Consider the following 24,843-nt stretch of genomic DNA (forward strand, 5'->3'; position numbering starts at 1 on the left):
TGGGTCGCGGGGGCGACGGGTCGCGTGGTCGCGCAGCGGGTCAGGCCGCGACGGCGAAGCCGCCGGTCCAGCCGACCTGCTCGCGGACGGCAAGGACGAGCTGGAGGAAGCCGATCGACTCGAGCTCGCGGGCGCGGCTGAGGGCGCCGGCGTCGGTCGCGTTGAGGCCGCCGGCGCGGACGACGTCGGCGAGCAGGTCCTTCGCGGCCTGGTCGTCGCCGGCGATGAGCACGGTGGTCGGCAGGCCGCCGACGGTCTTCGCGGCGAGGGTGCCCGCGAAGTTCGTGTTGAAGGCCTTGAGCACCTTCGACTCGGGAAGCTTCGCCTGGAGCTCGGCCGCGGCGGAGCTGTCGGCGTCGACGACGAGCGAGTCGAAGGTCGAGAAGTCGAGCGGGTTGCTGAGGTCGACGACGACCTTGCCGGCGAGCTGCTGGGCGCGCTCGGCGGCGATCCCGGCGAGGGACGGGTACGGCACGGCGAGCACGACGACGTCGCCGGTCGGGGCCTGCGCGGCGTCGCGGCCGATGACCTCGACCGAGTGCCCGCCTGCGGCGACGACCGCGCCGATCGCCTGACCCATGTTGCCGTTGCCGATGATGCTGACGGTCGTCATGACCACTCCTTCCGCACGGTTCGCCGTGCGATTGATTGTTGGAACAACCAATACGATAGGCCTAATCAGTTGTCGTGTCAACTATTGCGGTAGGATGGGCGCATGACGGATGCCCCGCACTGGCTCTCCCCCGAGGAATCCGCCGCGTGGGTACGCCTCATCGCGGTGACCGAGCTCCTCCCGACCGCGCTCGACGCGCAGCTCCTCGCCGACGCCGGACTCACCCACTTCGAGTACGTCGCGCTCGGCTCGCTCGCCGCGCAGCCCGACCACACCATGCGCATGACCGCGCTCGCGGCGGCGACGAACGCGACCCTCCCCCGGCTCTCGCACGTGATGCGCCGGCTCGAGGAACGGGGCCTGGTGCGCCGCTTCCCGTGCCCCGAGGATCGCCGCGCCACGAACGCCACCGTCACCGAGGCCGGCCTCGACCTGCTCGACGCCGCCGCGCCCGGCCACGTCGCCGCCGCACGCAGCGCCGTGCTCGACGCGCTGAGCGCCGAGCAGCTCCAGCAGCTCTACGAGATCGCCGGCGCCGTGCTCGGCCGGCTCGACCCCGACGCCCGGCTCGAGGCGAGCGCCTGCCAGTTCAGCGAGGGGCCGGTGCGCCGCGCCGGCTGAGCCGACCGCACGACGGAGGGCGCCGGCCTCACGGCCGACGCCCTCGGGTCGATGATCGTCGCGCGCTCAGCGCGGCTCGTAGGTGAGGCAGTCCGCCGCGTCGGCCCCCGGCCCGATGCGCACCGCGGCCGCCGTGCACTCCAGCGACGAGTTGTGCACGCACTCGGCGCGCTGGCAGGCGCCCACGTGCGAGACGACCTTGTCGAGGCCGCCCTTCGAGCCGAGCGGGATGAACGTGGCGCACTCGGCGTCGCCCGCCGAGCCGGCGATGGTGACGGCCGCGGCGTGGCAGCTGGAGTGGTCGTTGTAGGAGCAGCCCAGCACCGAACACTCGGACACGCGGGGCAGGTCGTCGATCGTCATGCTCATGGGGGCCTCCAGGCTCGTCCGAGTCGGTCGTTGCGGCCGATCGTACGCCCGAGGACGTGCCGCCGGAAGAGCGGCGTGCCGGTTTTTCTCCTGATCACAGGCTATTTCTTGGTGAGGCTAGCCTTACCTTGCCGCCACCGTGGAGCGAGGCATCCGCGCCCTGACCGGGGCTTGCAGAGCAGAATGGCGGCATGGACCCGGCATCCGCGCTCGAGGAGATCGCGCTCCTGCTCGAGGGCGCGCTCGCGAACCCGTTCAAGGCGAAGGCGTTCCGGAAGGCCCTCGCGGTCGTCGAGCAGCTGCCGCCCGAGGCGCTGGCGGCGAAGGTCGCCGACGGCAGCCTGCGGCGCGCGCCCGGCATCGGCGACACCACCTGGCAGGTGATCTCGCAGGCCGCCGAGGGGCGGGTGCCCGACTACCTCGCCGACCTCCGTGCGAAGGCCGGCACCGACGCCGTCGCGCCGACCGGACTCCGCGCCGAGCTCCGCGGCGACCTGCACAGCCACAGCGAATGGTCGGACGGCACGACGAGCATCGCGGCGATGGCCCGGGCGGCCGCGGCGGCGGGCCTCGAGTACGTCGCCCTCACCGACCACTCCCCCAGCCTCCGGGTCGCCAACGGGCTCACCGCCGAGCGGCTCGCCGACCAGCTCGAGGTCGTCGAGGCCCTGAACTCCGGCGGCGACCTCGGCGTGCGCATCCTCTCGGGCATCGAGGTCGACATCCTCGAGGACGGCTCGCTCGACCAGACGCCCGAGATGCTCGCGCGACTCGACGTGGTCGTCGCGAGCGTGCACTCCAAGCTGCGCTCGCCGCGCGCCGCGATGACCGAGCGGATGCTCCGAGCCGTCGCCGACCCGCACACCGACGTGCTCGGGCACTGCACCGGCCGGCTCGTGCAGGGATCGCGCGGCACCCGCCCGCAGTCGGAGTTCGACGCCGAGGCGGTGTTCGCCGCGTGCGCGGAGCGCGGCGTGGCGGTCGAGGTCAACTCGCGACCCGAACGCCAGGACCCGCCCGACGACCTCATCGCGATCGCCCTCGCGGCCGGCTGCCTGTTCAGCATCGACAGCGACGGGCACGCGCCGGGTCACTACGGGTTCCTGCGCCTCGGGGCCGAGCGCGCGGAGGCGGCCGGCATCCCCGCCGAGCGGATCGTGACGACGTGGCCGCTCGAGCGGCTGCTCGAGTGGACGCACCGCGAGCGCTGAACCGCGTCGGCGGCCACCCCCTTCCCGTGGCGGCGCGACGACGGCAGAATGGCGGCACGCGCCGACGGCGCAGCGAGGGAGGGTCGATGTCGACGGAAACCATGCTCTGGACGGTGCTCGCCGCGATCGGGGTGGTGGGCGGCATCGGGCTGCTCGCCTGCCTGTGGGCGCTGCTGAAGGCGCCGAAGCAGTACTGACGTGGCGGCGCGGGCGCGCAGCGCCGGCCTGCTCCTGTTCCGGCGCGTGCCGGCGCCCGAGGTGCTGATCGCGCACATGGGCGGCCCGTTCTGGGCGGGCAAGCGGGAGGGCGCCTGGTCGATCCCGAAGGGCGAGGTCGACCCCGACGAGGACGAGCGGGCCGCGGCGCTCCGCGAGTTCGCCGAGGAGCTCGGCGTCGAGCCGCCGCCCGGCGAACCGGTCGACCTCGGCGGGTTCCGCTACTCCTCGGGCAAGGTGGTGCGCGTCTTCGCGCTCGAGGCGCCCGGGTTCGAGGTGGCCGACCTCGTGAGCAACACCTTCGAGGTGGAATGGCCGCCCCGGTCGGGCACGCGCCGCGAGTTCCCCGAGGTCGACGAGGTGCGCTGGTGCGGGCTCGACGAGGCTCGGCCGCTGCTCGTGACCGGGCAGCGGCCCGTGCTCGACGCGGTGCTGGCGCTGCTCATCGCGGAGGACGCGGTCGGGGACGACGGCGCGGGCGACGACTCCTAGCGCCCCGGCCGCACCGCCCCGACCTGCGGCGGCTCGGCCGGTGCCGGCCGCGCCGCGGTCGACGCCGCCGCGTCGGCCTGGAGCACGAGCAGCGCGAAGCCGCCCAGCCCGACGATGCCGAGCACCGGCATCGCGAGCGAGACCACGATCCACGCGGCCAGCACGACGAGCGAGACGAGCGACGGACCCGGCCGGCGCACGGCGCCCACGGCGCCGGCCGCCAGGGCGGCGCGAAGCGGCCGGGCGGGCTCGGCGGCGAGCACGGCGAGGGCGTTCACGCAGGCCAGGCACGCCACCAGGGCGACCACCGCGAGCACCGGGCCGACCAGCCCGGCGAACGGCGTGCCCCAGACGGCGCCGACGTCGACCACGAGCACGGCCACGACCGCGAGCAGGGCCGCCCAGGCGGCGAGCGCCTTGACGGCCGTGCGCGGCCAGGCCCGGAAGAGGTCGCGGAACGGCCGCACGGCGTCAGCCCCGCGCGCCGCGGCGAACACCGCGAACGCCGCCGCGATCGCCGGGCCGATCGGCAGCGCCAGCACGAGCAGCAGCGGCCAGGCCTCGAGCGGGCGCGGGATCCCCGGCACGACGAGGGCGAGCGGCAGGCCTCCGGCGAGCGCGGCGGCGACGCCGGTGCCGAGCGCGCGGTACGCCGTGTCGAACAGCGACTCGAACGCGGCCTGCCCGGGGCGGAGCATCCGCCGCACCGGGCCCGTCGCCGTGCTCATCCCTTCAGTCCGCTCGTCGCGATGCCCTGGATGAAGTGCTTCTGCCCGAGCAGGAAGATCACGACGATCGGGATGACCGAGATCACCGAGCCGGTCATGATCATCGCGTACTGGGCGTCGAACTGGCCGACGAACGAGCGCAGGCCGAGCTGCACGGTCCACAGGTCGTTGCTGGTCAGGTAGATGAACGGCCCCATGTAGTCGTTCCACACGCCGACGAAGGTGAGCAGCGCCAGGCTCGCGAGCGCGGGCTTCGAGAGCGGCAGGATGATCCGCGCCCAGATGCTGTACTCGCTCATGCCGTCGATGCGTGCGGCCTCGCACAGCTCGTCGGGGATGGTCAGGTAGTACTGCCGCATGAGGAACACGCCGAAGGCGCCGAACGCCTGCAGCAGGATGATCGCGAGGTGCGTGTTCACGAGCCCGGCCTGCTGCATCATGATGTACTGCGGCACCATGTAGGCCTGCCACGGCACGGCGATGGTCGCGATGTACCCGACGAACAGGATGTCGCGGCCGGGGAACCGCAGCTTCGCGAAGCCGTACGCCGCGAAGCTGCCGGTCAGCAGCTGCAGGAACGTGATCACGAGCGCGAGGAACAGCGAGTTCCGCAGGTAGGTCGCGAGCGGGATCCGCGTCCAGATGTCGACGTAGTTCTGCCACACCCAGTCGGTCGGGATCCACTGGGTCGGCACCTGGAAGACCTGGTTGTCGTGCTTCAGCGACGACGAGATCATCCAGAAGAACGGCACGAACACGATCGCGACGACCACGGCGAGCAGCACGTACGTCAGCACCTTGCGGGCGCCGGGCACCCGGCCGCCGCGGTAGGGCCGGCGCCGGCCGCGACCCCGGCCGCGGCGCTCCTCGGGCGCGGTCATCGCGGCGGTCAGGGTCGACTCGAAGGCGCCGAGCCGGGTCTCGTCCTCGACGAGGTGCGTCTGCGTCATCACGCCTCCTTGCGCTTCTGCAGGGTGAACTGGGCGACCGTGAACGCGAGCACGATCAGGAAGAGCACGAGCGCGACCGCCGACGAGTAGCCGAACCGGTTCTCGACGATGCCCTGCTTGTAGATGACCTGGCTGAGCACCGTCGTCGCGCGCCCCGGACCGCCGTCGGTCATGACGACGATGAGGTCGAACACCTTGAAGCTCGAGATGGTGATCATGATCAGCACGAAGAAGCTCGTCGGCCGCAGGGACGGCAGCGTGACGTGGCGGAACCGCTGCCAGGCGTTCGCGCCGTCGACCTCGGCGGCCTCGTAGTACTCGGTCGGGATGGCCTGGAGGCCGGTCAGGTACAGCACCATGTAGTACCCCATGTCGCGCCACACGCTCGTGATGATCACGGCGGGCATCGCCCACGCCGAGCTCGAGGTCCAGCCGGGCGGGTCGGCGACCCCGAGGAACTCGAGGAACTGGTTGATCGGCCCCGACGTCGGGTTGAACAGCATGTTCCAGACCACGGCGACCGCGACGAGCGACGTCACGTACGGGAAGAACATGGCGGTGCGGAAGAAGCCGAGGCCGCGCAGGCGCCGGTTCAGCAGCAGCGCGAGGCCGAGGGCGGCGGCCATCGTCAGCGGGATGTGGCCCGCGGCGTAGTAGGCCGTGTTGCCGAGCGCGATCCAGAAGGTCTGGTCGCGGAGCATCCGCTGGAAGTTGTCGAGCCCGACCCACTCGGCCGGGGTGAAGCCGTCCCACTCCATGAACGCGAGCACGAACGCGCCCGCCATCGGCACGAGGGTGAGCAGGGCGAAGCCGAGGAAGTTCGGCAGGATGAAGCTCCAGCCGACCGCGATGTCGCGGACGCGGCGGCGGCGCCGGGTGCGGACGCGGTCGGCGTCGGGCGCCGGGCTCGGCGGCGGCGCGAGCCGCGCCGGGGCGGTGACGGCCATCTGGGTTCCTTCCGGTCGGGCGGGCGGATGCCTCGCCGCGGGGTGCGGCGCGGGGCCGCGGGTGCGGCCGGGGCCGCGGGGGTGCGGCCGGAGCCGCGGTGCGGCCCGCCCCGGGGCAGACTCCGGGGCGGGCCTGGTTCGGGGCGTCAGCCGCCCAGCACCTCGTTCTTCACGCGCTCCTCCATCGCGGCGATCCCGTCGGCGACCGAGTGCTCGCCGACCATGATCAGGTCGTGCTCCTCGTCGAGGATCGTCGAGATGTCGGAGGTGTCGTCGCTCACCGGCATCTCGAGGGCGACCTGCTTCGGCTCGCTGAAGGTCTCGACCGAGAGGTCGTCGGTGGGCAGGGCGGTGAACGCCGCGGTGACGGCGTCGGACGAGAACGCCGGCACGACGCCGATCTTCGCGATCGCGAGCGCGCCCTCCTCGCTGGAGGCGAACGCCAGGAACTTCTTCGCGGCCTCCTGGTGCTTCGACTTGGCGTTCACCGCGAACGCCGTCGGCGACCCGAAGGTCTTCGTCTCGCCGCCGGCCTTCACCTGCGGGATCGGGGCGACGCCCCAGTCGACGGTTGAGTTGCCGGCGTCGATCGCGGCCTTGATGCCCGAGATGTACCAGGTGCCCATGTGCATCATCGCGGTCTGGCCGGTCTCGAACATGGTGCGGTAGCTCACCTGCTGGGTCTTCGCCGTCGCGTAGTCGAGCGAGGCGCCCGACTGCTGCAGGTCGAGGGTGAGCGCGTACTGGTCCTCCATGAACCCGTAGTCGCCGCTCAGCAGGTCGCCGTCGGTCTGGGCCGCCGCGATCGCCTGCTCGACGGAGCGCCAGACGTGCTGGTAGCTGCCGTACACCTTGGGGCTCACCGAGTCGTCGGTGAGCTGCTTCGAGAGGTCGACGTAGTCGTCCCACGTGATGTGGTCGGGGTACGGCAGGCCGGCCGCGTCGAACAGGCCCTTGTTGTAGTACAGCAGCCAGAAGTCCTGCCGGTACGGCGAGGCGTAGTAGGCGCCGTCGACCTCGTACGGGTCGAGGCCCGCGATCGCGTCGGTGTCGAGCCCCTCGACGGTGTCGGTGACGTCGGCGAGCTGGCCGCGCTGCGCGTACTTCAGGTAGTCGACGACGGTCTTCATCGTGATGACGTCGGTCGTGTCGCCGCCCGCGAGCATGGTCGTGACCTTCTCGGGGTAGTCGTCGGCGAGGATGTCGACCGGCTGGATGGTGATGTCGGGGTTGGCCGCCTCGAACGCGTCGAACAGCGCCTGGAACTCGGGCGTCTGGTCGAGGCTCCACACGGCGACCGACAGGGTGACGGGGCCCTCCTCCTCCGCGGGGGCCTCCTGCCCCGCGCAGCCCGTGAGGGCGAGTGCGACGGCCGCGAGGCCGGCCGCTGCGGTGATGATGCGCTTCATTCCGATGTGCTCCTTTGCATCAGGGATGGTAACCGGCACGGGGGTACTGGGGTGCTGCAGGCGCCTCAGCGCGGGCCGGGAAGGCCCACGGAGGTGGTGGTGCCGTCGCCCCAGGCGACGCTGGCGGTGCCGTCGCCGGCGGTCCGCACGGATGGGACGGCGACGCGCACGGCGTCGCCGGAGAGCTCGACCGCGGCGGCGCGCCACGCGGGCGCGGCGTCGGTCGCGTCGTCGAGGGTCGACTCGAGTGCCGCGGCGAGCCACGGGGTGGCGGTGCGCGGGCCGAGGAACGTCGCGTCCTCGGACTCCCGCACGCCGGCCTCGGCGAAGCCGCCGAGGTCGACGAGACGCGAGCGGATGCCGCGGGCGGTGGCCGACGCCGCATGGTCGCCGACCTCCCGGTCGACGGCGTCGCCCGACACGGGCCAGCCGCTCACCCGGAGGCTCGCCCCGGCGGGGAGCGCGTCGACGTGCTCGCCGTCGCCGCCCGGGGCGACGCGGACGAGCCGCACCTCCCACGGCCCGCGCACGACCGACACGACGGTCACGAGCGGCCCGCGGCGGACGGTGCCGCCGGGCAGCGGGTGCCCGTGGTCGGGGTGCGGCGGCACGTCGTCGACCCAGTGGGCGACGGCGGTCGATGCGGCGACGACGGCGCCGGTGGCGCCGGTGGCGCCGGCCGAGCCGCGCGCTTCGAGGCCCGCGCCGTCCCCGTCGACGACGTCGACCGGCTCGACCGTGAAGCCGGTGCGGGCGCTGGGCACGCCGTCGACGACGATCGCGACGGCCTGGTCGGGGTGGAGCGAGGCATCCGGCCCGGCCAGCAGCGGCGCGGTGGCCGTCGAGTAGCCGAGCCGCGTGTAGAGCGGGGCATCCGTCTGGAGGTCGCCCTCGTGCGCGTGATCGGTGCCGTGGTTCACGACGCGGACGATGCCGTCGGCGCTCGTGCCCGAGACGAGCCAGCCGGGCGCGGCGATCCGGCGCACGAGGTCGCCGCGCTCGACCGGCAGCGGCAGCTCCTCGGCCTGCCAGACCGGGTGCGACTCGGGCAGCGCGATGCCGAGCATGCCCTTCGCCGCCCAGTACGGCGAGCCGGTGCCCGAGTAGTTCTGCGCGATCGGCCGCCACGCGTGGTGCCAGCCGAGGCTGAGCCGGCCGTCGGCGTCGGGCGCGCCGCGGTCGGCGAAGTGCGAGACGACGCCCGACGCCGCCCGGCGCAGCACGCCCGGCTCGAGTGCGGTCGACCCGGCGAGCGCGCCGGCCCAGAACGGCGCGGCCGCCGCGAAGCGGTAGGTGAGGCTGCGGCCCTGCACGAGCGGTCCGCCGTCGGCGCCGACCAGGGCGGCCGCGTCGGGCAGGAACGCGTCGAGCGCGGCGCGGTACTTCGGCAGCCGGGCCCGGAACGGGTCGTCGGCGGGCAGCATCGACTCCCAGATCACGGGGTACAGGTGCAGCGCCCAGCCGGTGTAGTGGTCGAACGAGCGGGACGCGCCGTCGGCGATCCAGCCGCCCTCGCGGAAGAAGCCGTCGAGCAGGTCGAGGTCGGCCTCGATGTCGTCGCGCGAGTGGTCGGCGCCGACGCTCGCGAGGAACTGCTGCGAGACGATGCGGAACCAGGCCCAGTTGTTCGGCGGGTAGGTCGCGCCGATCATCGCCGACAGGTAGTCGACGATGTTCGCCTGCACGCGCGGGGCGAGGTTCGCCCACACGACGTCGCGGGTGAGGTGCAGCCCGATCGCGAGGGCGGCTGCCTCGACCTTCGCCTGGTCCACCTCGTCGGGGCGCAGCCAGCGCTCGGGCGAGGCCGGGTCGGTGCCGGCGTCGAAGCCCTCCGCGTAGCGTGCGGCGAGCGCACCCGTGCGCTCGGGGTCGCCGGCGATGCGGAACGACGCGAGCATCCACGTGCGCGCGAAGCCCTCGAGGGCGTCGACGTCGGCGCCGTAGCCGCCGGGCGTGCCCGGGAAGCGCAGGAGCGCGTGCCGCGGGCTGTTCACCGCGGCGCCCGCGTCGAGCATGCGGTCGGCGAGGGCGAGCCAATCGGCGCGGCCCCAGCCGGTGATGGGCGCGAGCGGGTCGGCGGATGCCCCGCCGCGCGCCGCGCGGAGGTCGAGTCCGGCCGCGGCGGCGCTCACGCGCTGACCCCCAGGTCGGCGAGGACGACCTCGGCCTCGAGCGGCAGGCCCATCGTCCAGCGGGCGAGCTCGTCGAGCGCGTGGTCGGCGAGCCGGGTGGTCTCGCTGCCGAGCGACCCCGCGATGTGCGGCGTGATCGTCACGTTCGGCAGGTCGTAGAGCGGGGAGTCGTCGGGCAGCGGCTCGGGCTCGGTGACGTCGAGCACGGCGTGCAGGCGGCCCGACGCGCACTCGCGTTCGAGGGCGCGCGTCTCGAGCAGGCTGCCGCGGGCGGTGTTCACCACGGTGGCGCCGTCGGGCAGCGCCGCGAGCTCGGCGGCGCCGATCATGCCGCGCGTCGCGTCGAGCTCGGGGGCGTGCAGGCTGAGCACGTCGACCTGCGGCAGGAGCTCGGCCAGCGCCACCGGCTCCGCGCCCGCGGCGATCACCTCGGCGGGGTCGACGTACGGGTCGGCGACGAGGATGCGCACGTCCTCGAGCTGGCGGAGGAGCGCGACGACGCGTCGGCCGATGCGGGAGAAGCCGACCACCCCGATCGTGCGGCCCAGGTTCGAGTAGCCGTCGGTGTGCAGGCGGTTGCGCCAGTCGTCGCGGTGCTCGCGGGGCCGGGCGGCCAGGTACTGGGCGCGCTTGTTGGCGAGCACGATCGAGGCGAACGTGAACTCGGCGACGGGCACGGCGTTGGCGTCGGCCGCCGAGGTGATCGTGATGCCGCGGGCCCAGAACGCGTCGGTGGCGATGCCGCGGACGGTGCCGGCGGCGTGGAACACGGCGCGGAGCGCCGGCATCGCGGCGAGGAGCTCCGGCGTGAGCCGGGGTGCGCCCCAGCCCGTGACGAGCACCTCGACCTCGGCGAGGCGCGGGGCGACGGCGGGGTCGGCGAGGTCCACGACGGGGCCTGGCACGAGCAGGTCGACGAGGGCGTCGAGGCGGGCCATCCGGGTGTCGTCGAACTGCTGGTCGAACGACTCCGGCCACATCGCGATCAACGCGGCAGGTCGGTGCTCGGGACTCATCGGTGCTCCTCATCGAGTGGTTCGGCCGGTGCTTGCGTCCGGCGTGATCGACAGTGAATACTCATCTGCGATCGCGGTCAAACCGGTCGAACAGATTCGAACATGCTTGATCGCAAACCATCTTCAAGGAGGACGGATGGCGCTCGACGACCCCACGGCCGGCAGCCGACGGCACGACCTCGTCACGGCCTGGGCCGCCGCCGACTGGCACCCCGGGCGACTGCGCGGGCGCCCCGACCTCGACCCGGGGCATCCGACCGCCGTGGCCCTCCGCGATCGAGCGCACGCCGCCCTCGGCACGCCGTGGCCGACGCCGACCCAGACCGCCTACGCCCGCTACGTGCGCGACGGCGACCGGTCGGAATGGGAGGGCGCCGTGTTCGCCCGCATGGAGCGCGTCGCGACCGCCGTCGCCGCCGCGCTCGTCGACGACGACCCGCGGCTCCTCGACGAGGCATCCGACGGGCTGCTGCTCTGCTGCGAGCAGTCGACCTGGTGCTGGCCCGCCCACGACGACGTGTTCACCCGCACCGGCGGCGTCGCCGCCGACCCCGACCATCCGTTCCTCGACCTCGGCGCCGGCGAGATGGTCGGCCTCCTCGCCTGGGCGCGGCTCGCCCTCGGCGACCGGCTCGAGGCGCGCACGCCCGGGCTCGTCGAGCGGATGCGCCGCGAGGCGCGCCGGCGCGTGCTCGACCCGTTCACGACCCGGCGCGACTGGACGTGGCTCGGACTCACGAGCCGCATCAACAACTGGAACCCGTGGATCCACGGCAACGTGATCGTCGCCGCCGCGGCCTTCGAGGACGACCCCGCCGCGTCGCGGGCGATCGTCGACCTCGCGGTCGACGGCATCGACCGGTACCTCGCCGCCCTGCCCGACGACGGCGCCATCGACGAGGGCTTCGCGTACTGGTGGAACGGCGTCGCCCGAGCCCTCGACGCCCTCGAGGTGCTGGAACGCGGCTCCGCCGGCTTCGACGCGTCGACCCTGCCCGGCCTGCCCGAGCTCCTGCGGTTCCCGCTGCGCGCCCAGCTCGGCGACGGCTGGGTGCTCTCGTACGCCGACGCCGAGCCGCGGGTCGGCACGCGGCACCCCTGGCGCATCGCGTTCCACTGGGGCCGACGCCTCGACTTGGCCGACGTGGCCGGGCACGCGGCCGGGTTCCGCACCGACGAGCCCGACGCGAGCGCGCCGAACGGCGGCCTCGGCCGCACCCTCGCCGCGGTCGCCGACGCCGACTGGCGGCACGCCGAGGCCGGGCCCGCTCCCCTGCCCCGCTCGGTGCGCTTCGACTCGCTCGACCTCGCACTCGCCCGCGAGGCCGCCGGCACCGCGCGCGGCCTCGCGATCGCGCTCAAGGGCGGCGCCAACGACGAGAACCACAACCACAACGACCTCGGCTCGGTGCAGGTCGCGCTCGACGGCGTGCCCGTCGTCATCGACCTCGGGCGGCCCGAGTACGACGCCCGCACGTTCGGGCCCGACCGGTACGACCTGTGGCCGGTCCGCAGCGATTGGCACGCCGTGCCCGAGCCGCGCGGCCTCGTGCAGGAGGCCGGCGGCCACCGCCGCACCGGCCCGCTCGAGGGCGGCGACGACGGTGCGGATGCCTCGTGGCGGATCAACCTCACGGGTGCGTGGGGCCTCGACGACGCCGGCGGGGAGGCGTGGGCGCGGGGCATCCGCCTCGACCGGGCGACCTCGACGGCGACCCTCGTCGACGAGTGGACCCTCGACGCGCACCCCGGCACGCGCTCAACCCTGGTGGTGTGGGGCGAGGTGTCGACCGCGCCCGACGGCGCCGTGCTCGTGCGGCCCGACGTCGACGGCGCGCGGGCGTTGCGGATCGACCACGACGCGGCGCACGTCGAGGTCGAGCACCGCGACATCGACGACCCCGTGCTGCGGCGCGCGTGGGGCGACCGGGTCACGCGCCTGCGCTTCGCGCCCGGCGCGGGAGCGCAGCAGCTCGAGCTGCGGTTCCGGGCGGCCGACGCGGATGCCCCGGGCGCGGCCGGTGCCGCGAGCGCCGACGCCGCCGGGGCCGGGGCGGGGGCGGGGGCGGCATGACCGAGCCCGGACGGCCCCGCTTCGGCATCGAGCGGCGCGAGCGCATCCTCGACGAGCTGCGCCAGCACGGCTCGGTGTCGGTGCGCGACCTCGCCGCCGCGCTCGACGTCACCGAGATCACGATCCGCCGCGACATCGCCGACCTCGCCGACCGCGGGCTCGTCACCCGGGTGCACGGCGGCGCCACCCTCCGCAGCACCCTCGACACGACCGTCGGCCGGCTCGGCGACGGCTCGCACGCCCGCTACCGGCTCGGGCTCGTCGTGCCGAGCCTCAGCTACTACTGGCCGCAGATCGTGAACGGCGCCCGGGCGGCGGCGACCGCCGCCCAGGCCCAGCTCGTGCTGCGCGGCGGGTCGTACGACATCGACGACCAGCGGCGGCAGATCACCGCCCTCGTCGAGACCGGCGGCGTGCACGGCCTCATCGCGGGCCCCGAGACGGCCGGCACCGACGGCGCGGCACTCCTCGGCTGGCTCGACGGGCTCGGCATCCCGGTCGTGCTCGCCGAGCGGCGAGCCCCGTCGGCGCTCGCGCTGCGCCGCCTCGAATGGGTCACGACCGACCACGAGTTCGGCGGGGCCCTCGCGGTGCACCACCTCTACCGGCAGGGGCACCGCCGCATCGGGCTCGCCGTCGCGCTCAACTCGCCGACGACCGAGCACCTGCGCCGCGGCTGGCGCCGCGCCCACGACGACCTCGGCCTCGACGCCGACGCGAGCCTCGACTTCACGCTGGAGGACCCGGAGTCCGAGACGCGCGATGCCAACCTCGACGCCCTGCTCGACCGCACCGCGGCCACCGGCACCACCGCGCTGTTCGTGCACTCCGACCCGCAGGCGATCATGCTGGAGCACCGGGCCCTCGACCGCGGGCTGCGCATCCCCGAGGACCTCGCGATCGTGGCCTACGACGACGAGATCGCCGAGAACGGCGAGCCGCCGATCACCGCCCTCCGCCCGCCGAAGCAGCACATCGGGCGGCTCGCGGTCGAGACGCTCGTCGCCCGGCTCGACGAGGGCGCTCGGCGGCCGGTGCAGCGGGTGCAGGTGCTGCCCGAGCTCATGGTGCGGGCGTCGTCGAGGCCGGCGGAGCGGGAGGGCCGGCCGGCCGGGCCGCCGGCCGTCCCGCCGGCCGAGGGGAACGGCTAGCCGGCGGCCTCCACGGAGCCGGTGACGACCGGGACCCGCGGTGCGGCGGCGCCCGCGTCCGTACGGTTCGGCGCGGGGTCGGCCGCGGTCGTCGTCCCGGCCACCGGCTCCCGCCGCCGGGCGGCGAGCACGATGACGAGCGCCACCACGGTGAACCCGGCGCCGACGAACACCGGTGAGGCGAACCCGAGCCCGGCCGAGATCGCGAGCCCGCCGGCCCAGGCGCCGAGGGCGTTGCCGAGGTTGAACGCGGCGATGTTGGCACCCGAGACGAGGGTCGGGGCATCCGGCGCCGCGCGCATCACGCGGGTCTGCAGGGCCGGAACCGTGCCGAAGCCGAATCCGCCGATGAGCACGAGGAGCGGGATCGTCGCCACGGCCGACCATGCCAGGAACCCGTAGAGGCCGAGCGCCACCGCCAGCGCGGCGAGGAAGCCGACCAGCGTGCCGTCGATCGAGCGGTCGGCGAGCCGGCCGCCGATCCAGTTGCCGAGGAACAGGCCGACGCCCATCAGCATGAGCAGCCACGGCACGGCGCCCGCGTCGAAGCCGCCGACCTCGGTGAAGGTGTACGCGAGGTAGGTGAAGGCGCCGAACATGCCGCCGAAGCCGAGCACGGTGATCGCGAGCGACGCCCAGACCTGCCCGGACCGGAACGCGCCGAGCTCGCGGCGGAGGCTCGGTGCGGCGGCCGCGGCCGCGCCCGCGCGGTTCACCCGGTCGGCCGGGATGAGCACGGCGATGCCGATGAGCGCCACGACCCCGATCGCCGAGATCACCCAGAACGTCGAGCGCCAGCCGGCCTGCTGGCCGAGCAGGGTGCCGAGGGGCACGCCGAGCACGTTCGCCGCCGTGAGCCCGGTGAACATGATCGCGATGGCCCGGGCGCGCTGGTCGGGGCGCACGAGGTCGGCGGCGACGACCGCGCCGATGCCGAAGAACGCGCCGTGGCAGAGTGCGGCGATCACGCGGCCGAGCATCATGACCGTGTAGTCCGGCGCGGCGGCCGACAGGGCGTTGCCCGCGATGAACAGCACGAGCAGGCCGACGAGCACGGGCTTGCGCGGCAGTCGCGTGGTCGCGGCGGTGAGCCCGAGGGCGCCGACGACGACCGCGAGCGCGTATCCCGAGATGAGCCAGCCGGCGGCGGATTCGGAGACGCCGAACTCGGCGGCGACCTCGGGCAGGAGGCCCATGATGACGAACTCGGTGAGTCCGATGCCGAATCCGCCGATGGCGAGGGCGAGCAGGCCGATGGGCATGCGGAGACCTCCGGTAGTCTGGTGGGAGAAGTAGTTGCAGGCGCGGGATATGCGAGTGCGGTGACAATAGTTGCACACGCAAATAGTGCGCGCAAGCAACGATCCTGCCGAACGACGCCGAACCGACCCCGAGAGGAGCGACATGGGCATCGCCGACGACGCCGTCGAGGTCCGCGCCCAGGGCTGGCGCGCCCTCGCCGCGCTGCACGGGCTCATCGAATCGGAGCTCGGGCGCGAGCTCGAGGCATCCGCCGGACTCTCGGTCGTCGAGTACACCGTGCTCGACGCCCTCAACCGGCAGGACGGCTGGCACATGCGCATGCAGCAGCTCGCCCGCGCCGCCGCCCTCAGCCCCAGCGCGACCACCCGGCTCGTGACCCGCCTGGAGGATCGCGGGCTCCTCACCCGGGTGCTCTGCGCCGACGACCGCCGCGGCATCTACACCGAGCTCACCGGCCCGGGCCGCGACCTCTACCGGTCGGCGCGGCCCATCCACGACGCGGCGCTCGAGCGCGTGCTCGACGACGCGTGCGAGCAGCCGGAGCTCGCGCCCATGGTCGCCGCGCTCCACGGCGAGGCGGTCCCGGCCCGCTGACGGCGGGACGCGAGGATGTCACCGGGCGCGACGGAGCGGAGGCGGGACGCATGGGCGACGACGAGCTGACCGCGATCGCCGCCGAGCTCTCCGCGCTGCCGCCCGACGAGTTCACCGCGGCCCGCAACGCCCGCGCGAAGGGCCTGCGCCCCACCGACCGCGCCCTCGCCGCACGGGTGGCGGCGCTCCGCCGCCCCTCCCCCGCGGCCTGGCTCGTGAACCTCCTCGCCCACGACCGCCCCGCCACGCTCGACGCGCTCGTGCGCCTGGGCGCCCGGCTCCGCGAGGCGCAGGCGGCGCCCGAGCCGGGCGAGCTCGCCGGCCTGGCGAAGGAGCGACGCACGGCGATCGCGGATGCCTCCCGCGAGGCGGCCGCCCTCGCCGACGAGCTCGGCGTCCCGGTGCGCGGCCCCGTGCTCGAGGAGGTCGCGCAGACGCTCCAGGCGGCACTGACGGATGCCTCCGCCGCCGACGCCGTGCGCAGCGGCCGGCTCGTGCGTCCGCTCGAGGCGGTCGGCCTCGAGGTCGACCTCGACGGTGCGGTCGCGGGGGCGGCGCCGGGGGCCGGGGCGATCGCCGAGCCGGAGCACGTGCCTGAGGACGTGCCGGCCGCGCGTGGGGCGCAGGCCGCATCCGATGCGCCCGAGGCGAAGGCCGGGCCCAAGGCGAAGGGTGCGGCACCTCACGACGCCGAGGCATCCGCCCGCGACGCCGCCGCGCGCGCGAAGGCCGAGCAGGCCGCCGCCGAGGCATCCGAGCGCGCGACGGCCGCCGAGGCCGCGGCGGCCGACCTCGCCTCGCGGCTCGCCGAGCTGCGCGAGCGGATCGACGGCCTCACCGAGGCGCGCGACGCCGCCGCCGATCGGGTACGCGAGGCGCGGGAGAGGCTCGCCGACGCCGAATCGGACCTCGCCGAGGCCGCATCGACGCTCGACGGGGCCGAGGAGGAGCTCGGCCGGGTCGCCGTCGAGGCCGACCGCGCCGACCGCGACGCGCGGCGCGCCCGAGCTACCGCCGACGAGGCGGTATCGAGTCGGTAACGGCGGGGCATCGAGTCGATAACGAGCGCCGCCCATCGGCGCAGGCCGCCCCCGCGGCCCGCCAGACTGGAAGGGTGACCGGCACCCAGCGCGCACTGCCCTCGCGGACCTCCGCGGGGGTGTTCGTCGTCCCGGCGGTGACCGGCATCCTCGCCGCGCTCCTCCTGCTCGCGCTCGGCCGCGCTCCCGTGGTCTGCGCCGCGGTCGGCGACGCCGCCTGCCCGACCGCCGACGACCGGTTCGCCGTCGCCCTGGTGTGGACGGTGATCGTGATCGCACTGGCGTCCGTCGCCGCCGTCCTGCCGCTCACCGACCTGCCCCGCGCACGCACCTGGTCGCGCGTCGCCTACGGCGCGCTGCTCGCCGCCACGCTGATCGGCGTCGTCGCCACGCTCGCCACCGGCGGCTTCGCCATCCCGCTGTTCTACTTCTGAGCGGTTCCGGAGCACGCCGAACTCCAGTTCTCACTGACGGGAATAGCGCCGCGTTCAGGGCGTTTGGCATCTCCAGGCGAGGGCCTTCTGTTGTGGAATGGCGAGGTGCTCCGCGGGGTTGTGCGCACAAACCAGGTGCTGATCGGACTCCGTGTCAGATCGAGCTTCAATCGGAACAGAAGCCGACCGCCCGCCCGCAAGGGGATCCGCTTCCGGGCGGCTCCTCGCTGAGCAAGGTCGACCGCGCCGTCTCTTCCGAGCCGATCAGTCGACCGCGCCGCCGAAATAAGCAGGTCGGCTGGTAGCTTGAGCCGCCAACGGAAGGGACGACATGCCCGGGTTCGATGAATACCTGAACGGTGACGCTGCTGCATCCGCTCAGCGGTTGCAGTTCGTCCGCGGGCGGGCTGAGCGTGATGCGGCGTACATCGAGCCGTATTGGGCCACCTTTTCAGCGGACGTGGCGACCATGGTCCCGCACCTGGAAGGCCGGTTCGAGACGGAGCTCGTCGGCGAGAGCGAATGGCATTTCACCGTCCACGGCTCCGGGAAGATCCACGAGGTGGCGAGCACCCGTAGTGACGGAATCGTGTACCGGAACGAGATCGGGGACGCTTCGGTCCGGATCGTACCTCGGGGGCCGACGGTGAGCGCGTGGCGCTTCCCGTACGGCTTCCTCGTGGACGGCGACGGGCACCTGTGGATGGAACGGAACGGCCACCTCCAACCGTCGCTGGTGAACGTTGACCCGGCGAACCCACGCCAGAACACGCCAGTGCACGTTGGGGCTTCCTCGTTCGTCAAACTGGACCGCCCGGGCATTCGCCGGTTCATCTTCGCGGGATACAACGCCGACGTGTTCCCGACGTCCTACGTGAACGGGACGAGGCTGCTACAGAAGGAGAGCATCCTCGATGGGCGGACGACGCGCCTGACGATCGGTGGCCAACAACCGGAGTTCCGCCAGCTCAGCTTTAGCACGCCTATCAACAGCAACGACACGGAGAGCTCGATCGGGAAGATCTACTTCGGCTACCCGCGCGGTTGGGGTGAGTTCTTCGGCGTAAACAGCATGCTGTTCCAGACGTTGAAGGAAGCGCTCGCGAACCCGGCAGCGCGGAGAACGCTCGTCCCGCGTTAGCAAGCCCGGACGTCCATCCCCTGAACGGGGTGTCGTGCCACTCTGTCGAATCCTGGGAGTATCAGCTCCGTTGTCTCGAGGATTGGATCCCGCATGGCCTTCGGAAGCAAGCCCGCCCAGCCGGCGCCGCCTGCGAACACCGAAGCACCGTTCGTCGTGACGTTGCACCTCGGCTCCGGCGAGCTGGACGTGCAGATGACCACGGAGAATCTCGACGCCGGCCCGAACGCCATCTGGGCGATCCTCGCGACCAAGTTGAAGAACGACACGATCAACGGGTTGAAGACCGCGGACGGCCGCGACGTGATCGTGAACTGGAGCCAGATCGCGGCGGTCACGTACAAGAACCCGTGGTGACCGTCCAGGCCCGCCCGGGGTCGCCTGGACGCGGGTATCCGGCGGGCGGGCGGCTGGTTAGCTTGAGTCGGCGACGGAAGGAACGACGTGCCCAGGTTCGATGAGTACGTAGACGCGGGAGCGGTGGAAACCGCACGTGTTCTCCGACTGCAACGGGAGCACGCCGAGCAGCGTGCGGCGTACCTCGAACCATGGTGGGCGACGTTCACCGCTGAGCTCGCGACCATGGTCCCGCACCTGGAAAGCCGATTCGACCATGAGATCATCAGCGAAGCCGAACTGCATTTTCAGTTCGAAGCGTCCGGTGAGATCATCGCTGAAAGCAGCGCGTACCCCGCAACCCAGTCTCGAGTCGAGCTGGGCACCACCTCCGTTTCGATCGTGCCTGTCGGTGCCACCGTGAAAGCATGGCGGTTCTCCCCGCGGTATCTGGTCGATAGCGATGGGCACCTATGGCTCGAACAGCGGTTCATCTTCGGGGCTGGGCTGTCGAAGCCCAGACCCTTCCCGCAGAACAGCATCGGGGCCACGTCCGAGGCCAGCGGCTTCCTCCGGTTGGACGGTGACGGGTTGCGGCGCTTCTTCCTGGCCAGAGACAGGGCGGAGCTGTCCTCCGTCACGTACGTCCACGGCCACCGGGTGTCCGCACCGGGAAGCGCCACGGTCGACGGGCGGGAGGTCGTGGTCAATGAAAGCAGCCCCAGCCCTGAGTTCCGCCGTAACGGGTTCTATCTAAACCTCCGCCCGGACGAGCAGCCGAGCCCAGACGACGTCATCGCTTTCGTCGAGAAGCTCGGCTGGGGTGACACAGAGATGGTGCAGGAGAAGCTGTTCAAAACGCTGAAGGCAGGGCTCGCGAACCCCAACGCGCAGGTGTTGTTCCCGACACAGACCCGATAGCCGAGCCAACGTCTCCGACCGCAGGTTCCGGGATCAGCCCGCCGGCGCACCCTGCTCGATGGAGAGAAGGTACGCCGCGTAAGTCCACGGATGCGAGCCGCTGCTCGGCAAGCCGATCCCTGAGCGAATTCCTTGTGAAAGAACACGCGGCGTTGGTCTAACCGTGTTCGAGGTAGACGGTGGCGTAGACGTCGATGCCGAGTTCGGCGATGGCTGCGGCGAGTTCAACGGGAATCACGAACCCGCCCTGCGTTGAATCAGAGTTCGCGGACCACCAGATCCGCGCGGAGCAGTCTGGCGGGAGGAGCGGAAAACGACCAGCTCCGGCGCGAGCCCCAGCGACGAGCTCGCTGAGGGCTCGGGTGCCTGTCTGATCGGCTTGCGTGTTGGACTCGCGTGCCACGTCCATCTTCCAGACGTTGTGCTCCAACCGGCGCCCCGAGCGGCCAACCCAACCGCGGAGCTTCGTCTCAGTCGGAACGAGGTCAAGGATCTCCGAGACTCGTGCTGGGTCAGTCTCAGTTGAGATGACGGTGAGCGAGGCGCGTCCGGACTGGATCATGACGAGAGCATAGATCCGCTCGCGACCGGCAGTTGGTCGAGCGACGGGTTCGCACAGGATCCGTCTGCGACAACCGTGCACTCATCCCGCATACTGAGCGGATGGAGTACGACCGCGTCCCTTGGTGGAGCATGACGATGTCACGCAACTATCGGACGCTCGTAGCCACGACGATCGCCCAACTCGTGATTCTTCCGGTGTTCGTAGTCTGGGGCGTTGCAGCCGTTGTAAGCACCGGCCAACCGCAGTGGTGGCTTCTGGCAGCCATTGCTGGTGTCGGAACCGTCAGCGCCGCATACGGGGCGATCGAACTCCGACGATTCAGACACCGCCGGCCCGCGCGCGAGGGTTGATTTCCCCGCCTTCTCGCTCACGAACGATCCGGCACCGCAGGTGGATCGTCTTGAGATACCACCGGCTGGCGGGGTGGTCTGCACGGTTAGGGTGCCACGGGCTCAGCGTGGGTTGGTGGCAAGGAAGGTCGCTCGCTCCGCCGGGGTCCTCAAGATTCGACCTTCGTGATCGAGCTGGGGTAGCTCGGGGTACAGCCGGTCGGTCGTCGTATAGCCTGCCCGCCCCTCACGGATTGCTTTGAAGAGCCCCGAGAAGAAGAAGGTCATGCCTGCGATGAAAGCCAAACCCGTGACGCCGAACACCAGATACAACCAGAGCGGAACGCTCTCTGCGGTCCCTCCCACGAGGAAATAACAGACGGCCGATAGTCCGGCCAATACGATCAGGAGAATCCCGAAAGACCTGAGCGGCCGACCCCACTGTGTTGCCGTCCAACCCTTCAACATGATTGGCGTGTTGTTGCTGTTCGTCATCTCACCGCTTGGCTGGCGAATTAACCGGCATCTACCGTAGGGCTCCTGGCATCCGCCATCGACCCGATTCCCACACTAATCGGCATCAAGCGATGCGCGAGCGCAGAACCCCGGGTGCCCGCACACCAACATCAATATCCGCCGGGCAGATCCGCTTGAGGATCCTGAACAGCCGCCTACTGGCCCGCAAGCTTTGCAAGCGTGCGTCGCGCTTCGTCTCCGACTAGCCAGCGGAAATCGACCTCGACCTCATCCTCGGCATTTGGTGTCTTCTCGCCCACCTGCGCGGCAGCCAGCCAATACTTTCCTGTGGCAGTGCACAGGAACGCCGACTCGGGGCCCGAATGATCGCGGTTGTAGTTGAATGCTCCGGAGTCATCCACCATCCATTGTTCAACGTCGACCCACCCAGTCATTTCGCGGGTGATGCGCCAGGGCCGGTCACTACTCCAGGAAAGACCGCCGCGACCCGAAACGTGGAACAACACGTATCCCCGGACCTCACCGTCCCACGACAATTCGCCGACCGTCTCGTCGAACGTTGACGCCCCTGAGTCAGTCCTCGCGGTCGGCATGGCAATGACCATAGCTGACGCGTTCGACGCAGCCCGCGAGTGCACGCAAGCCGGTCGGGACTCACACATACGCCATCCCTCAAGTTAGCTCGCAGAACGTTCGGACGAGGTGCCCGCTAACCCCGCCCGGTGAAGATTCCCGCAGGGGTCCTCAACTGCAACGGAGTCGTCGGCTCATTCATCGATGCTCCGCCGACGACGCGAGACACAACCGCTCGCCTGGTCTCGCTCGACTCTCGGCGCCCAGTGCGCGACTGCCGGCTGGCGGTCCGGCGGACGCGCGAACCATTCGTGGTGCGATCGGCGCCGAGTCGCTCTCTCCCGGCAACCCGGTCAGGAACTTCGAGAAGGGGTATTGACAAGCAAGAACGATCGTTCTAGTCTCTGAGCAGATCAAGAAAGAACGATCGTTCTACTCCACGAAGGGCGATCGACACGACACGAGGGAGACGGCATCATGACCACCACCGACAAGGCCCCGATCGTCCTGGTCCACGGCCTCTGGATGACCCCCACCAGCTGGAACACCTGGGCCGCCCGGTTCCGCGCCCAGGGCCACGAGGTCATCGTCCCGGGCTGGCCCGGCATCGACGACCGCACCGTCGAGGACATCCGCTCGAACCCGGCCGCCCTCAAGGGCGTCGGGCTCAAGCAGATCGCCGACCACTACGAGCGCATCATCCGCACCCTCCCCCGGAAGCCGATCATCATGGGCCACAGCTTCGGCGGGGTCATCACGCAGATGCTCGCCGACCGCGGCCTCGGCGTGGCGTACGTCGGCGTCGAGCCCGGGCAGACCGCCGGCATCACGACCCTCCCGCTGTCGACCGTCTGGACCGGCACCCCGATCCTCTCGAACCCGTTCGACCGCAACGGCGCCAAGCCCATCTCGAAGAAGCACTTCCACTTCACCTTCGGCAACGACCTCGCCCGCGAGGAGTCCGACAAGGTCTGGGAGCAGTACGCGGTGAACTCGTACAACCGGGTCTTCTTCGAGGGCGTCGGCTCGACCCTGAACGAGAAGGGCGGCGTGACCCACGTCGACTACGCCCGCGCCGACCGCGCGCCGCTGCTCATCCTCACCGGCGAGATCGACCACGTCGTGCCGCCTGCCATTGGCAAGGCGATCGTGAAGAAGTACACGAAGACCGGCAGCCCGGCGGTCGTCGAGTACAAGGAGTTCCCCGGCCGCACCCACCGCATCGTCAGCCAGGACGGATGGGAAGAGGTCGCCGACTACGCCCTCTCCTGGGCGGTCGCCCACGCCGAGGACGCCGTCGCCGCCTGACGCGGGCCCGGCGCACCCGGGCAGCACACTGCGGATGCCACGAGCCCGGCTCGTGGCATCCGGCATGTCCGCCCGCATCGACGACGCCGGCCTACGCGGCCGCGAGCACCTCGTCGACCCAGGCCGGCACGAGCATGCTGGCGAGCCCGTGCCGCACCTCGTCGAACAGCAGCGAGACGTCGCTCTCGACGAGGTTGAGCTCCATGGTCGCGGCGCCGAACCCGGTCGCGGTGAGCACGAACCCGGCGGCGGGGTGCACCGCGCCCGACGTGCCGATCGCGACGAAGCGGTCGCACTCGGCGAGCGCGACGTCGACCTCGTCGAGCCCGTACGGCAGCTCGCCGAACCAGACGACGTCGGGCCGCAGCGTCGGCCGGCCGCAGGCCGGGCACGCGGGCCGGCCCGCGAGGTCCTCGGCGATGGGCGACCTCGTGCCGCACACCTCGCAGAGGGCGCTCCCGAGGTCGCCGTGCAGGTGCAGCACCCGGCGGCTGCCGGCCCGCTCGTGGAGGTCGTCGATGTTCTGCGTCACGAGCAGCAGGTCGTCGCCGAGGGATGCCTCGAGCCGCGCCAGCGCGAGGTGCGCGGGGTTCGGCTCGGCGAAGGTCACGGCGTGCCGGCGCTCGTCGTAGAACCGCAGCACGGTGTCGGGGTCGCGGGCGAACGCCTCCGGGGTCGCGACGTCCTCGACCCGGTACCCCTCCCAGAGCCCGCCGACGTCGCGGAACGTCGGCACCCCGCTCTCGGCGGAGATGCCGGCCCCGGTGAGCACGACGACCCGCATGCCTCGACGCTACCCGGCGGCGACGCCGACCGGAACGGATGCCCCGGGCACGGCGGGTAACCTTGCCCGGGTGAGTTCCTCCCCCGCCCTCCGTCCCGAGACCGTCGCCGTCACCGCGGGTCGCCCCGCGCACGTGCCCGACCAGCCGCTGAACACCCCCGTGCACCTCGCCTCGACGTACGTCGCCGGCGGCGAGCTGGAGTACGGCCGGTACGGCAACGCGTCGTGGACGGCGTTCGAGGACACGCTCGGCGCCCTCGAGGGCGGGCGGTGCGTGTCGTTCGCGTCGGGCATCGCGGCGACGTCGGCCGTGCTCGACCTGGTGCCGGCCGGCGGCGTGGTCGTCGCGCCCCGCCACTCGTACACCGGCACGGTCCTGCAGCTCGACGACCGCGCCGCCGAGGGCCGCCTCGAGGTTCGCTACGTCGACGTGACCGACACCGCGGCCGTGATCGCCGCCTGCGAGGGCGCCGCGATGCTGTGGTTCGAGTCGCCGACGAACCCGGCGCTGGAGTTGGCCGACACGGCGGCGCTGGCCGCCGGCGCGCGGGCGCACGGCACCCTGGTCGTCGTCGACAACACGTTCGCGACGCCGCTGCGCCGCCGCCCCCTCGCCGACGGCGCCGACCTCGTCGTGCACTCGGCCACGAAGGGCATCTCGGGCCACAGCGACCTCGTGATGGGCGCGGTCGTGGCGACCGACGACGCCCTCGTCGAGCGGCTCGTCGGCCGTCGCTCCCTCGGCGGGGCGATCCCGTCGGCGTTCGAGGCGTTCCTCGCCCTCCGCGGCCTGCGCACCCTGCCCGTGCGGCTCGACCGCGCCGAGGCCACGGCGCGCGAGCTCGTCGATCGGCTGACGGGGCATCCCGCGCTCGAGGAGGTGCGCTACCCCGGGTTCGGCACCATCGTCTCGATCGTGGTGCGCGGCGGCGCCGAGCCTGCCGACGCGCTCGTGCTGCGCACGAGCCTCTGGATCCACGCGACCAGCCTCGGCGGGGTGGAGTCGACGTTCGAGCGCCGGCGGCGCTGGGCGGCGGAGGCCGACACGATCCCCGCGGGCCTCGTGCGCCTCTCGGTCGGGCTCGAGCACCCCGACGACCTGGCGGCCGACCTGGTGCAGGCGCTCGACTCGCTCGACTGAGCGGGGAC

At 72.2% G+C, this 24,843-nt stretch carries 26 protein-coding genes; 13 read left to right on the forward strand and 13 right to left on the reverse strand.

What is annotated here, in order from left to right; translation table 11 throughout:
- Positions 1-40: 40 nt before the first annotated feature.
- A complete protein-coding gene (locus tag ACGGZK_RS18040; RefSeq protein WP_395243999.1) occupies positions 41-613 on the reverse strand; it encodes an NADPH-dependent F420 reductase in 573 nt (190 codons plus the stop codon).
- A gap of 102 nt (positions 614-715) precedes the next feature.
- Between ACGGZK_RS18040 and ACGGZK_RS18045 the strand changes: the two genes are divergently transcribed.
- Positions 716-1,234, forward strand: coding sequence for a MarR family winged helix-turn-helix transcriptional regulator (locus ACGGZK_RS18045; protein ID WP_395244000.1), 519 nt, complete (start codon positions 716-718; stop codon positions 1,232-1,234).
- Between the two features lie 66 nt (positions 1,235-1,300).
- On the opposite strand, the gene ACGGZK_RS18050 is transcribed toward ACGGZK_RS18045, so the two are convergent.
- Positions 1,301-1,603 (reverse strand): DUF1540 domain-containing protein, encoded by a 303-nt coding sequence (locus ACGGZK_RS18050; protein WP_395244001.1) that lies wholly within the window; start codon positions 1,601-1,603, stop codon positions 1,301-1,303.
- A gap of 191 nt (positions 1,604-1,794) precedes the next feature.
- Here ACGGZK_RS18050 and ACGGZK_RS18055 point away from each other — a divergent pair, with 191 nt between their 5' ends.
- Entirely contained in the window at positions 1,795-2,814 is a 1,020-nt protein-coding gene (locus tag ACGGZK_RS18055; protein WP_395244002.1) for a PHP domain-containing protein, read from the forward strand.
- A gap of 198 nt (positions 2,815-3,012) precedes the next feature.
- Complete coding sequence (locus ACGGZK_RS18060; RefSeq protein WP_395244003.1) at positions 3,013-3,522, forward strand: NUDIX domain-containing protein; 510 nt, start codon at positions 3,013-3,015, stop codon at positions 3,520-3,522.
- Here the strand turns inward: ACGGZK_RS18060 and ACGGZK_RS18065 are convergent.
- From ACGGZK_RS18065 to ACGGZK_RS18090, 6 genes are all read right to left on the reverse strand, one after another.
- Positions 3,519-4,250 (reverse strand): hypothetical protein, encoded by a 732-nt coding sequence (locus tag ACGGZK_RS18065; RefSeq protein WP_395244004.1) that lies wholly within the window; start codon positions 4,248-4,250, stop codon positions 3,519-3,521. The genes ACGGZK_RS18060 and ACGGZK_RS18065 overlap by 4 nt on opposite strands.
- Positions 4,247-5,200: a carbohydrate ABC transporter permease gene (locus ACGGZK_RS18070; protein WP_395244005.1), complete on the reverse strand. Its 954-nt coding sequence runs from the start codon at positions 5,198-5,200 to the stop codon at positions 4,247-4,249. The genes ACGGZK_RS18065 and ACGGZK_RS18070 overlap by 4 nt, the downstream gene beginning before the upstream one ends.
- Positions 5,200-6,147 (reverse strand): carbohydrate ABC transporter permease, encoded by a 948-nt coding sequence (locus ACGGZK_RS18075; protein ID WP_395244006.1) that lies wholly within the window; start codon positions 6,145-6,147, stop codon positions 5,200-5,202. The genes ACGGZK_RS18070 and ACGGZK_RS18075 overlap by 1 nt, the downstream gene beginning before the upstream one ends.
- Positions 6,148-6,293: 146 nt before the next feature.
- Positions 6,294-7,556: an ABC transporter substrate-binding protein gene (locus ACGGZK_RS18080; protein WP_395244007.1), complete on the reverse strand. Its 1,263-nt coding sequence runs from the start codon at positions 7,554-7,556 to the stop codon at positions 6,294-6,296.
- A 65-nt stretch (positions 7,557-7,621) separates the two neighbouring features.
- The gene (locus tag ACGGZK_RS18085) at positions 7,622-9,688 is read right to left on the reverse strand and encodes a DUF2264 domain-containing protein (protein WP_395244008.1); all 2,067 of its coding nucleotides are present in this window, start codon (positions 9,686-9,688) and stop codon (positions 7,622-7,624) included.
- Positions 9,685-10,704, reverse strand: coding sequence for a hydroxyacid dehydrogenase (locus ACGGZK_RS18090; RefSeq protein WP_395244009.1), 1,020 nt, complete (start codon positions 10,702-10,704; stop codon positions 9,685-9,687). The genes ACGGZK_RS18085 and ACGGZK_RS18090 overlap by 4 nt, the downstream gene beginning before the upstream one ends.
- Before the next feature lie 136 nt (positions 10,705-10,840).
- Here ACGGZK_RS18090 and ACGGZK_RS18095 point away from each other — a divergent pair, with 136 nt between their 5' ends.
- A complete protein-coding gene (locus tag ACGGZK_RS18095; protein WP_395244010.1) occupies positions 10,841-12,778 on the forward strand; it encodes a hypothetical protein in 1,938 nt (645 codons plus the stop codon).
- Entirely contained in the window at positions 12,775-13,929 is a 1,155-nt protein-coding gene (locus ACGGZK_RS18100) for a substrate-binding domain-containing protein (RefSeq protein ID WP_395244011.1), read from the forward strand. Before ACGGZK_RS18095 ends, ACGGZK_RS18100 begins: the two co-directional genes overlap by 4 nt.
- Here ACGGZK_RS18100 and ACGGZK_RS18105 read toward each other — a convergent pair.
- Positions 13,926-15,191: an MFS transporter gene (locus ACGGZK_RS18105; RefSeq protein WP_395244012.1), complete on the reverse strand. Its 1,266-nt coding sequence runs from the start codon at positions 15,189-15,191 to the stop codon at positions 13,926-13,928. The two genes, ACGGZK_RS18100 and ACGGZK_RS18105, sit on opposite strands and share 4 nt — an antisense overlap.
- Positions 15,192-15,333: 142 nt before the next feature.
- Between ACGGZK_RS18105 and ACGGZK_RS18110 the strand changes: the two genes are divergently transcribed.
- The 6 genes from ACGGZK_RS18110 (at position 15,334) to ACGGZK_RS18135 (ending at position 19,658) form a co-directional block, all read left to right on the forward strand.
- Positions 15,334-15,786, forward strand: coding sequence for a MarR family winged helix-turn-helix transcriptional regulator (locus tag ACGGZK_RS18110; RefSeq protein ID WP_395244013.1), 453 nt, complete (start codon positions 15,334-15,336; stop codon positions 15,784-15,786).
- Positions 15,787-15,836: 50 nt separating this feature from the next.
- Positions 15,837-16,826: a transposase gene (locus ACGGZK_RS18115; RefSeq protein ID WP_395244014.1), complete on the forward strand. Its 990-nt coding sequence runs from the start codon at positions 15,837-15,839 to the stop codon at positions 16,824-16,826.
- A 74-nt stretch (positions 16,827-16,900) separates the two neighbouring features.
- Positions 16,901-17,260: a hypothetical protein gene (locus ACGGZK_RS18120; RefSeq protein ID WP_395244015.1), complete on the forward strand. Its 360-nt coding sequence runs from the start codon at positions 16,901-16,903 to the stop codon at positions 17,258-17,260.
- Positions 17,261-17,591: 331 nt separating this feature from the next.
- Positions 17,592-18,401, forward strand: coding sequence for a hypothetical protein (locus tag ACGGZK_RS18125; RefSeq protein WP_395244016.1), 810 nt, complete (start codon positions 17,592-17,594; stop codon positions 18,399-18,401).
- 93 nt (positions 18,402-18,494) lie between these two features.
- On the forward strand, positions 18,495-18,758 hold the full coding sequence (locus tag ACGGZK_RS18130) for a hypothetical protein (protein WP_395244017.1): 264 nt from the start codon (positions 18,495-18,497) through the stop codon (positions 18,756-18,758).
- 87 nt (positions 18,759-18,845) lie between these two features.
- Entirely contained in the window at positions 18,846-19,658 is an 813-nt protein-coding gene (locus ACGGZK_RS18135) for a hypothetical protein (RefSeq protein WP_395244018.1), read from the forward strand.
- Between the two features lie 157 nt (positions 19,659-19,815).
- On the opposite strand, the gene ACGGZK_RS18140 is transcribed toward ACGGZK_RS18135, so the two are convergent.
- The 3 genes from ACGGZK_RS18140 to ACGGZK_RS18150 form a co-directional block, all read right to left on the reverse strand.
- Positions 19,816-20,220 carry a hypothetical protein gene (locus ACGGZK_RS18140; protein WP_395244019.1) on the reverse strand — a complete coding sequence of 135 codons (405 nt, stop codon included), beginning with the start codon at positions 20,218-20,220 and terminating at the stop codon, positions 19,816-19,818.
- Between the two features lie 455 nt (positions 20,221-20,675).
- A complete protein-coding gene (locus tag ACGGZK_RS18145) occupies positions 20,676-21,047 on the reverse strand; it encodes a hypothetical protein (RefSeq protein WP_395244020.1) in 372 nt (123 codons plus the stop codon).
- A gap of 176 nt (positions 21,048-21,223) precedes the next feature.
- Complete coding sequence (locus tag ACGGZK_RS18150) at positions 21,224-21,634, reverse strand: hypothetical protein (RefSeq protein ID WP_395244021.1); 411 nt, start codon at positions 21,632-21,634, stop codon at positions 21,224-21,226.
- Between the two features lie 445 nt (positions 21,635-22,079).
- Here ACGGZK_RS18150 and ACGGZK_RS18155 point away from each other — a divergent pair, with 445 nt between their 5' ends.
- Positions 22,080-22,910, forward strand: a complete 831-nt coding sequence (locus ACGGZK_RS18155) for an alpha/beta hydrolase (protein WP_395244022.1) — start codon at positions 22,080-22,082, stop codon at positions 22,908-22,910.
- Positions 22,911-23,001: 91 nt separating this feature from the next.
- On the opposite strand, the gene ACGGZK_RS18160 is transcribed toward ACGGZK_RS18155, so the two are convergent.
- Complete coding sequence (locus ACGGZK_RS18160) at positions 23,002-23,694, reverse strand: NAD-dependent deacylase (RefSeq protein ID WP_395244023.1); 693 nt, start codon at positions 23,692-23,694, stop codon at positions 23,002-23,004.
- Positions 23,695-23,764: 70 nt separating this feature from the next.
- Between ACGGZK_RS18160 and ACGGZK_RS18165 the strand changes: the two genes are divergently transcribed.
- Positions 23,765-24,835 (forward strand): trans-sulfuration enzyme family protein, encoded by a 1,071-nt coding sequence (locus tag ACGGZK_RS18165; protein WP_395244024.1) that lies wholly within the window; start codon positions 23,765-23,767, stop codon positions 24,833-24,835.
- The last annotated feature ends 8 nt before the right edge of the window (positions 24,836-24,843 follow it).

The sequence above is a fragment of the Agromyces sp. MMS24-K17 genome (genome assembly GCF_043950245.1).
Classification (GTDB): domain Bacteria; phylum Actinomycetota; class Actinomycetes; order Actinomycetales; family Microbacteriaceae; genus Agromyces.

What these genes read in the sequence shown, in the direction of transcription:
- ACGGZK_RS18150 (WP_395244021.1), bottom strand. Translation starts at nt 21,634, where the DNA reads ATGGTCATTGCCATGCCGACCGCGAGGACTGACTCAGGGGCGTCAACG.
- ACGGZK_RS18115 (WP_395244014.1), top strand. Translation starts at nt 15,837, where the DNA reads ATGGGCGACGACGAGCTGACCGCGATCGCCGCCGAGCTCTCCGCGCTG.
- ACGGZK_RS18145 (WP_395244020.1), bottom strand. Translation starts at nt 21,047, where the DNA reads ATGACGAACAGCAACAACACGCCAATCATGTTGAAGGGTTGGACGGCA.
- ACGGZK_RS18090 (WP_395244009.1), bottom strand. Translation starts at nt 10,704, where the DNA reads ATGAGTCCCGAGCACCGACCTGCCGCGTTGATCGCGATGTGGCCGGAG.
- ACGGZK_RS18040 (WP_395243999.1), bottom strand. Translation starts at nt 613, where the DNA reads ATGACGACCGTCAGCATCATCGGCAACGGCAACATGGGTCAGGCGATC.
- ACGGZK_RS18065 (WP_395244004.1), bottom strand. Translation starts at nt 4,250, where the DNA reads ATGAGCACGGCGACGGGCCCGGTGCGGCGGATGCTCCGCCCCGGGCAG.
- ACGGZK_RS18075 (WP_395244006.1), bottom strand. Translation starts at nt 6,147, where the DNA reads ATGGCCGTCACCGCCCCGGCGCGGCTCGCGCCGCCGCCGAGCCCGGCG.
- ACGGZK_RS18155 (WP_395244022.1), top strand. Translation starts at nt 22,080, where the DNA reads ATGACCACCACCGACAAGGCCCCGATCGTCCTGGTCCACGGCCTCTGG.
- ACGGZK_RS18125 (WP_395244016.1), top strand. Translation starts at nt 17,592, where the DNA reads ATGCCCGGGTTCGATGAATACCTGAACGGTGACGCTGCTGCATCCGCT.
- ACGGZK_RS18070 (WP_395244005.1), bottom strand. Translation starts at nt 5,200, where the DNA reads ATGACGCAGACGCACCTCGTCGAGGACGAGACCCGGCTCGGCGCCTTC.
- ACGGZK_RS18160 (WP_395244023.1), bottom strand. Translation starts at nt 23,694, where the DNA reads ATGCGGGTCGTCGTGCTCACCGGGGCCGGCATCTCCGCCGAGAGCGGG.
- ACGGZK_RS18055 (WP_395244002.1), top strand. Translation starts at nt 1,795, where the DNA reads ATGGACCCGGCATCCGCGCTCGAGGAGATCGCGCTCCTGCTCGAGGGC.
- ACGGZK_RS18130 (WP_395244017.1), top strand. Translation starts at nt 18,495, where the DNA reads ATGGCCTTCGGAAGCAAGCCCGCCCAGCCGGCGCCGCCTGCGAACACC.
- ACGGZK_RS18140 (WP_395244019.1), bottom strand. Translation starts at nt 20,220, where the DNA reads ATGATCCAGTCCGGACGCGCCTCGCTCACCGTCATCTCAACTGAGACT.
- ACGGZK_RS18110 (WP_395244013.1), top strand. Translation starts at nt 15,334, where the DNA reads ATGGGCATCGCCGACGACGCCGTCGAGGTCCGCGCCCAGGGCTGGCGC.
- ACGGZK_RS18080 (WP_395244007.1), bottom strand. Translation starts at nt 7,556, where the DNA reads ATGAAGCGCATCATCACCGCAGCGGCCGGCCTCGCGGCCGTCGCACTC.
- ACGGZK_RS18045 (WP_395244000.1), top strand. Translation starts at nt 716, where the DNA reads ATGACGGATGCCCCGCACTGGCTCTCCCCCGAGGAATCCGCCGCGTGG.
- ACGGZK_RS18105 (WP_395244012.1), bottom strand. Translation starts at nt 15,191, where the DNA reads ATGCCCATCGGCCTGCTCGCCCTCGCCATCGGCGGATTCGGCATCGGA.
- ACGGZK_RS18095 (WP_395244010.1), top strand. Translation starts at nt 10,841, where the DNA reads ATGGCGCTCGACGACCCCACGGCCGGCAGCCGACGGCACGACCTCGTC.
- ACGGZK_RS18100 (WP_395244011.1), top strand. Translation starts at nt 12,775, where the DNA reads ATGACCGAGCCCGGACGGCCCCGCTTCGGCATCGAGCGGCGCGAGCGC.
- ACGGZK_RS18050 (WP_395244001.1), bottom strand. Translation starts at nt 1,603, where the DNA reads ATGAGCATGACGATCGACGACCTGCCCCGCGTGTCCGAGTGTTCGGTG.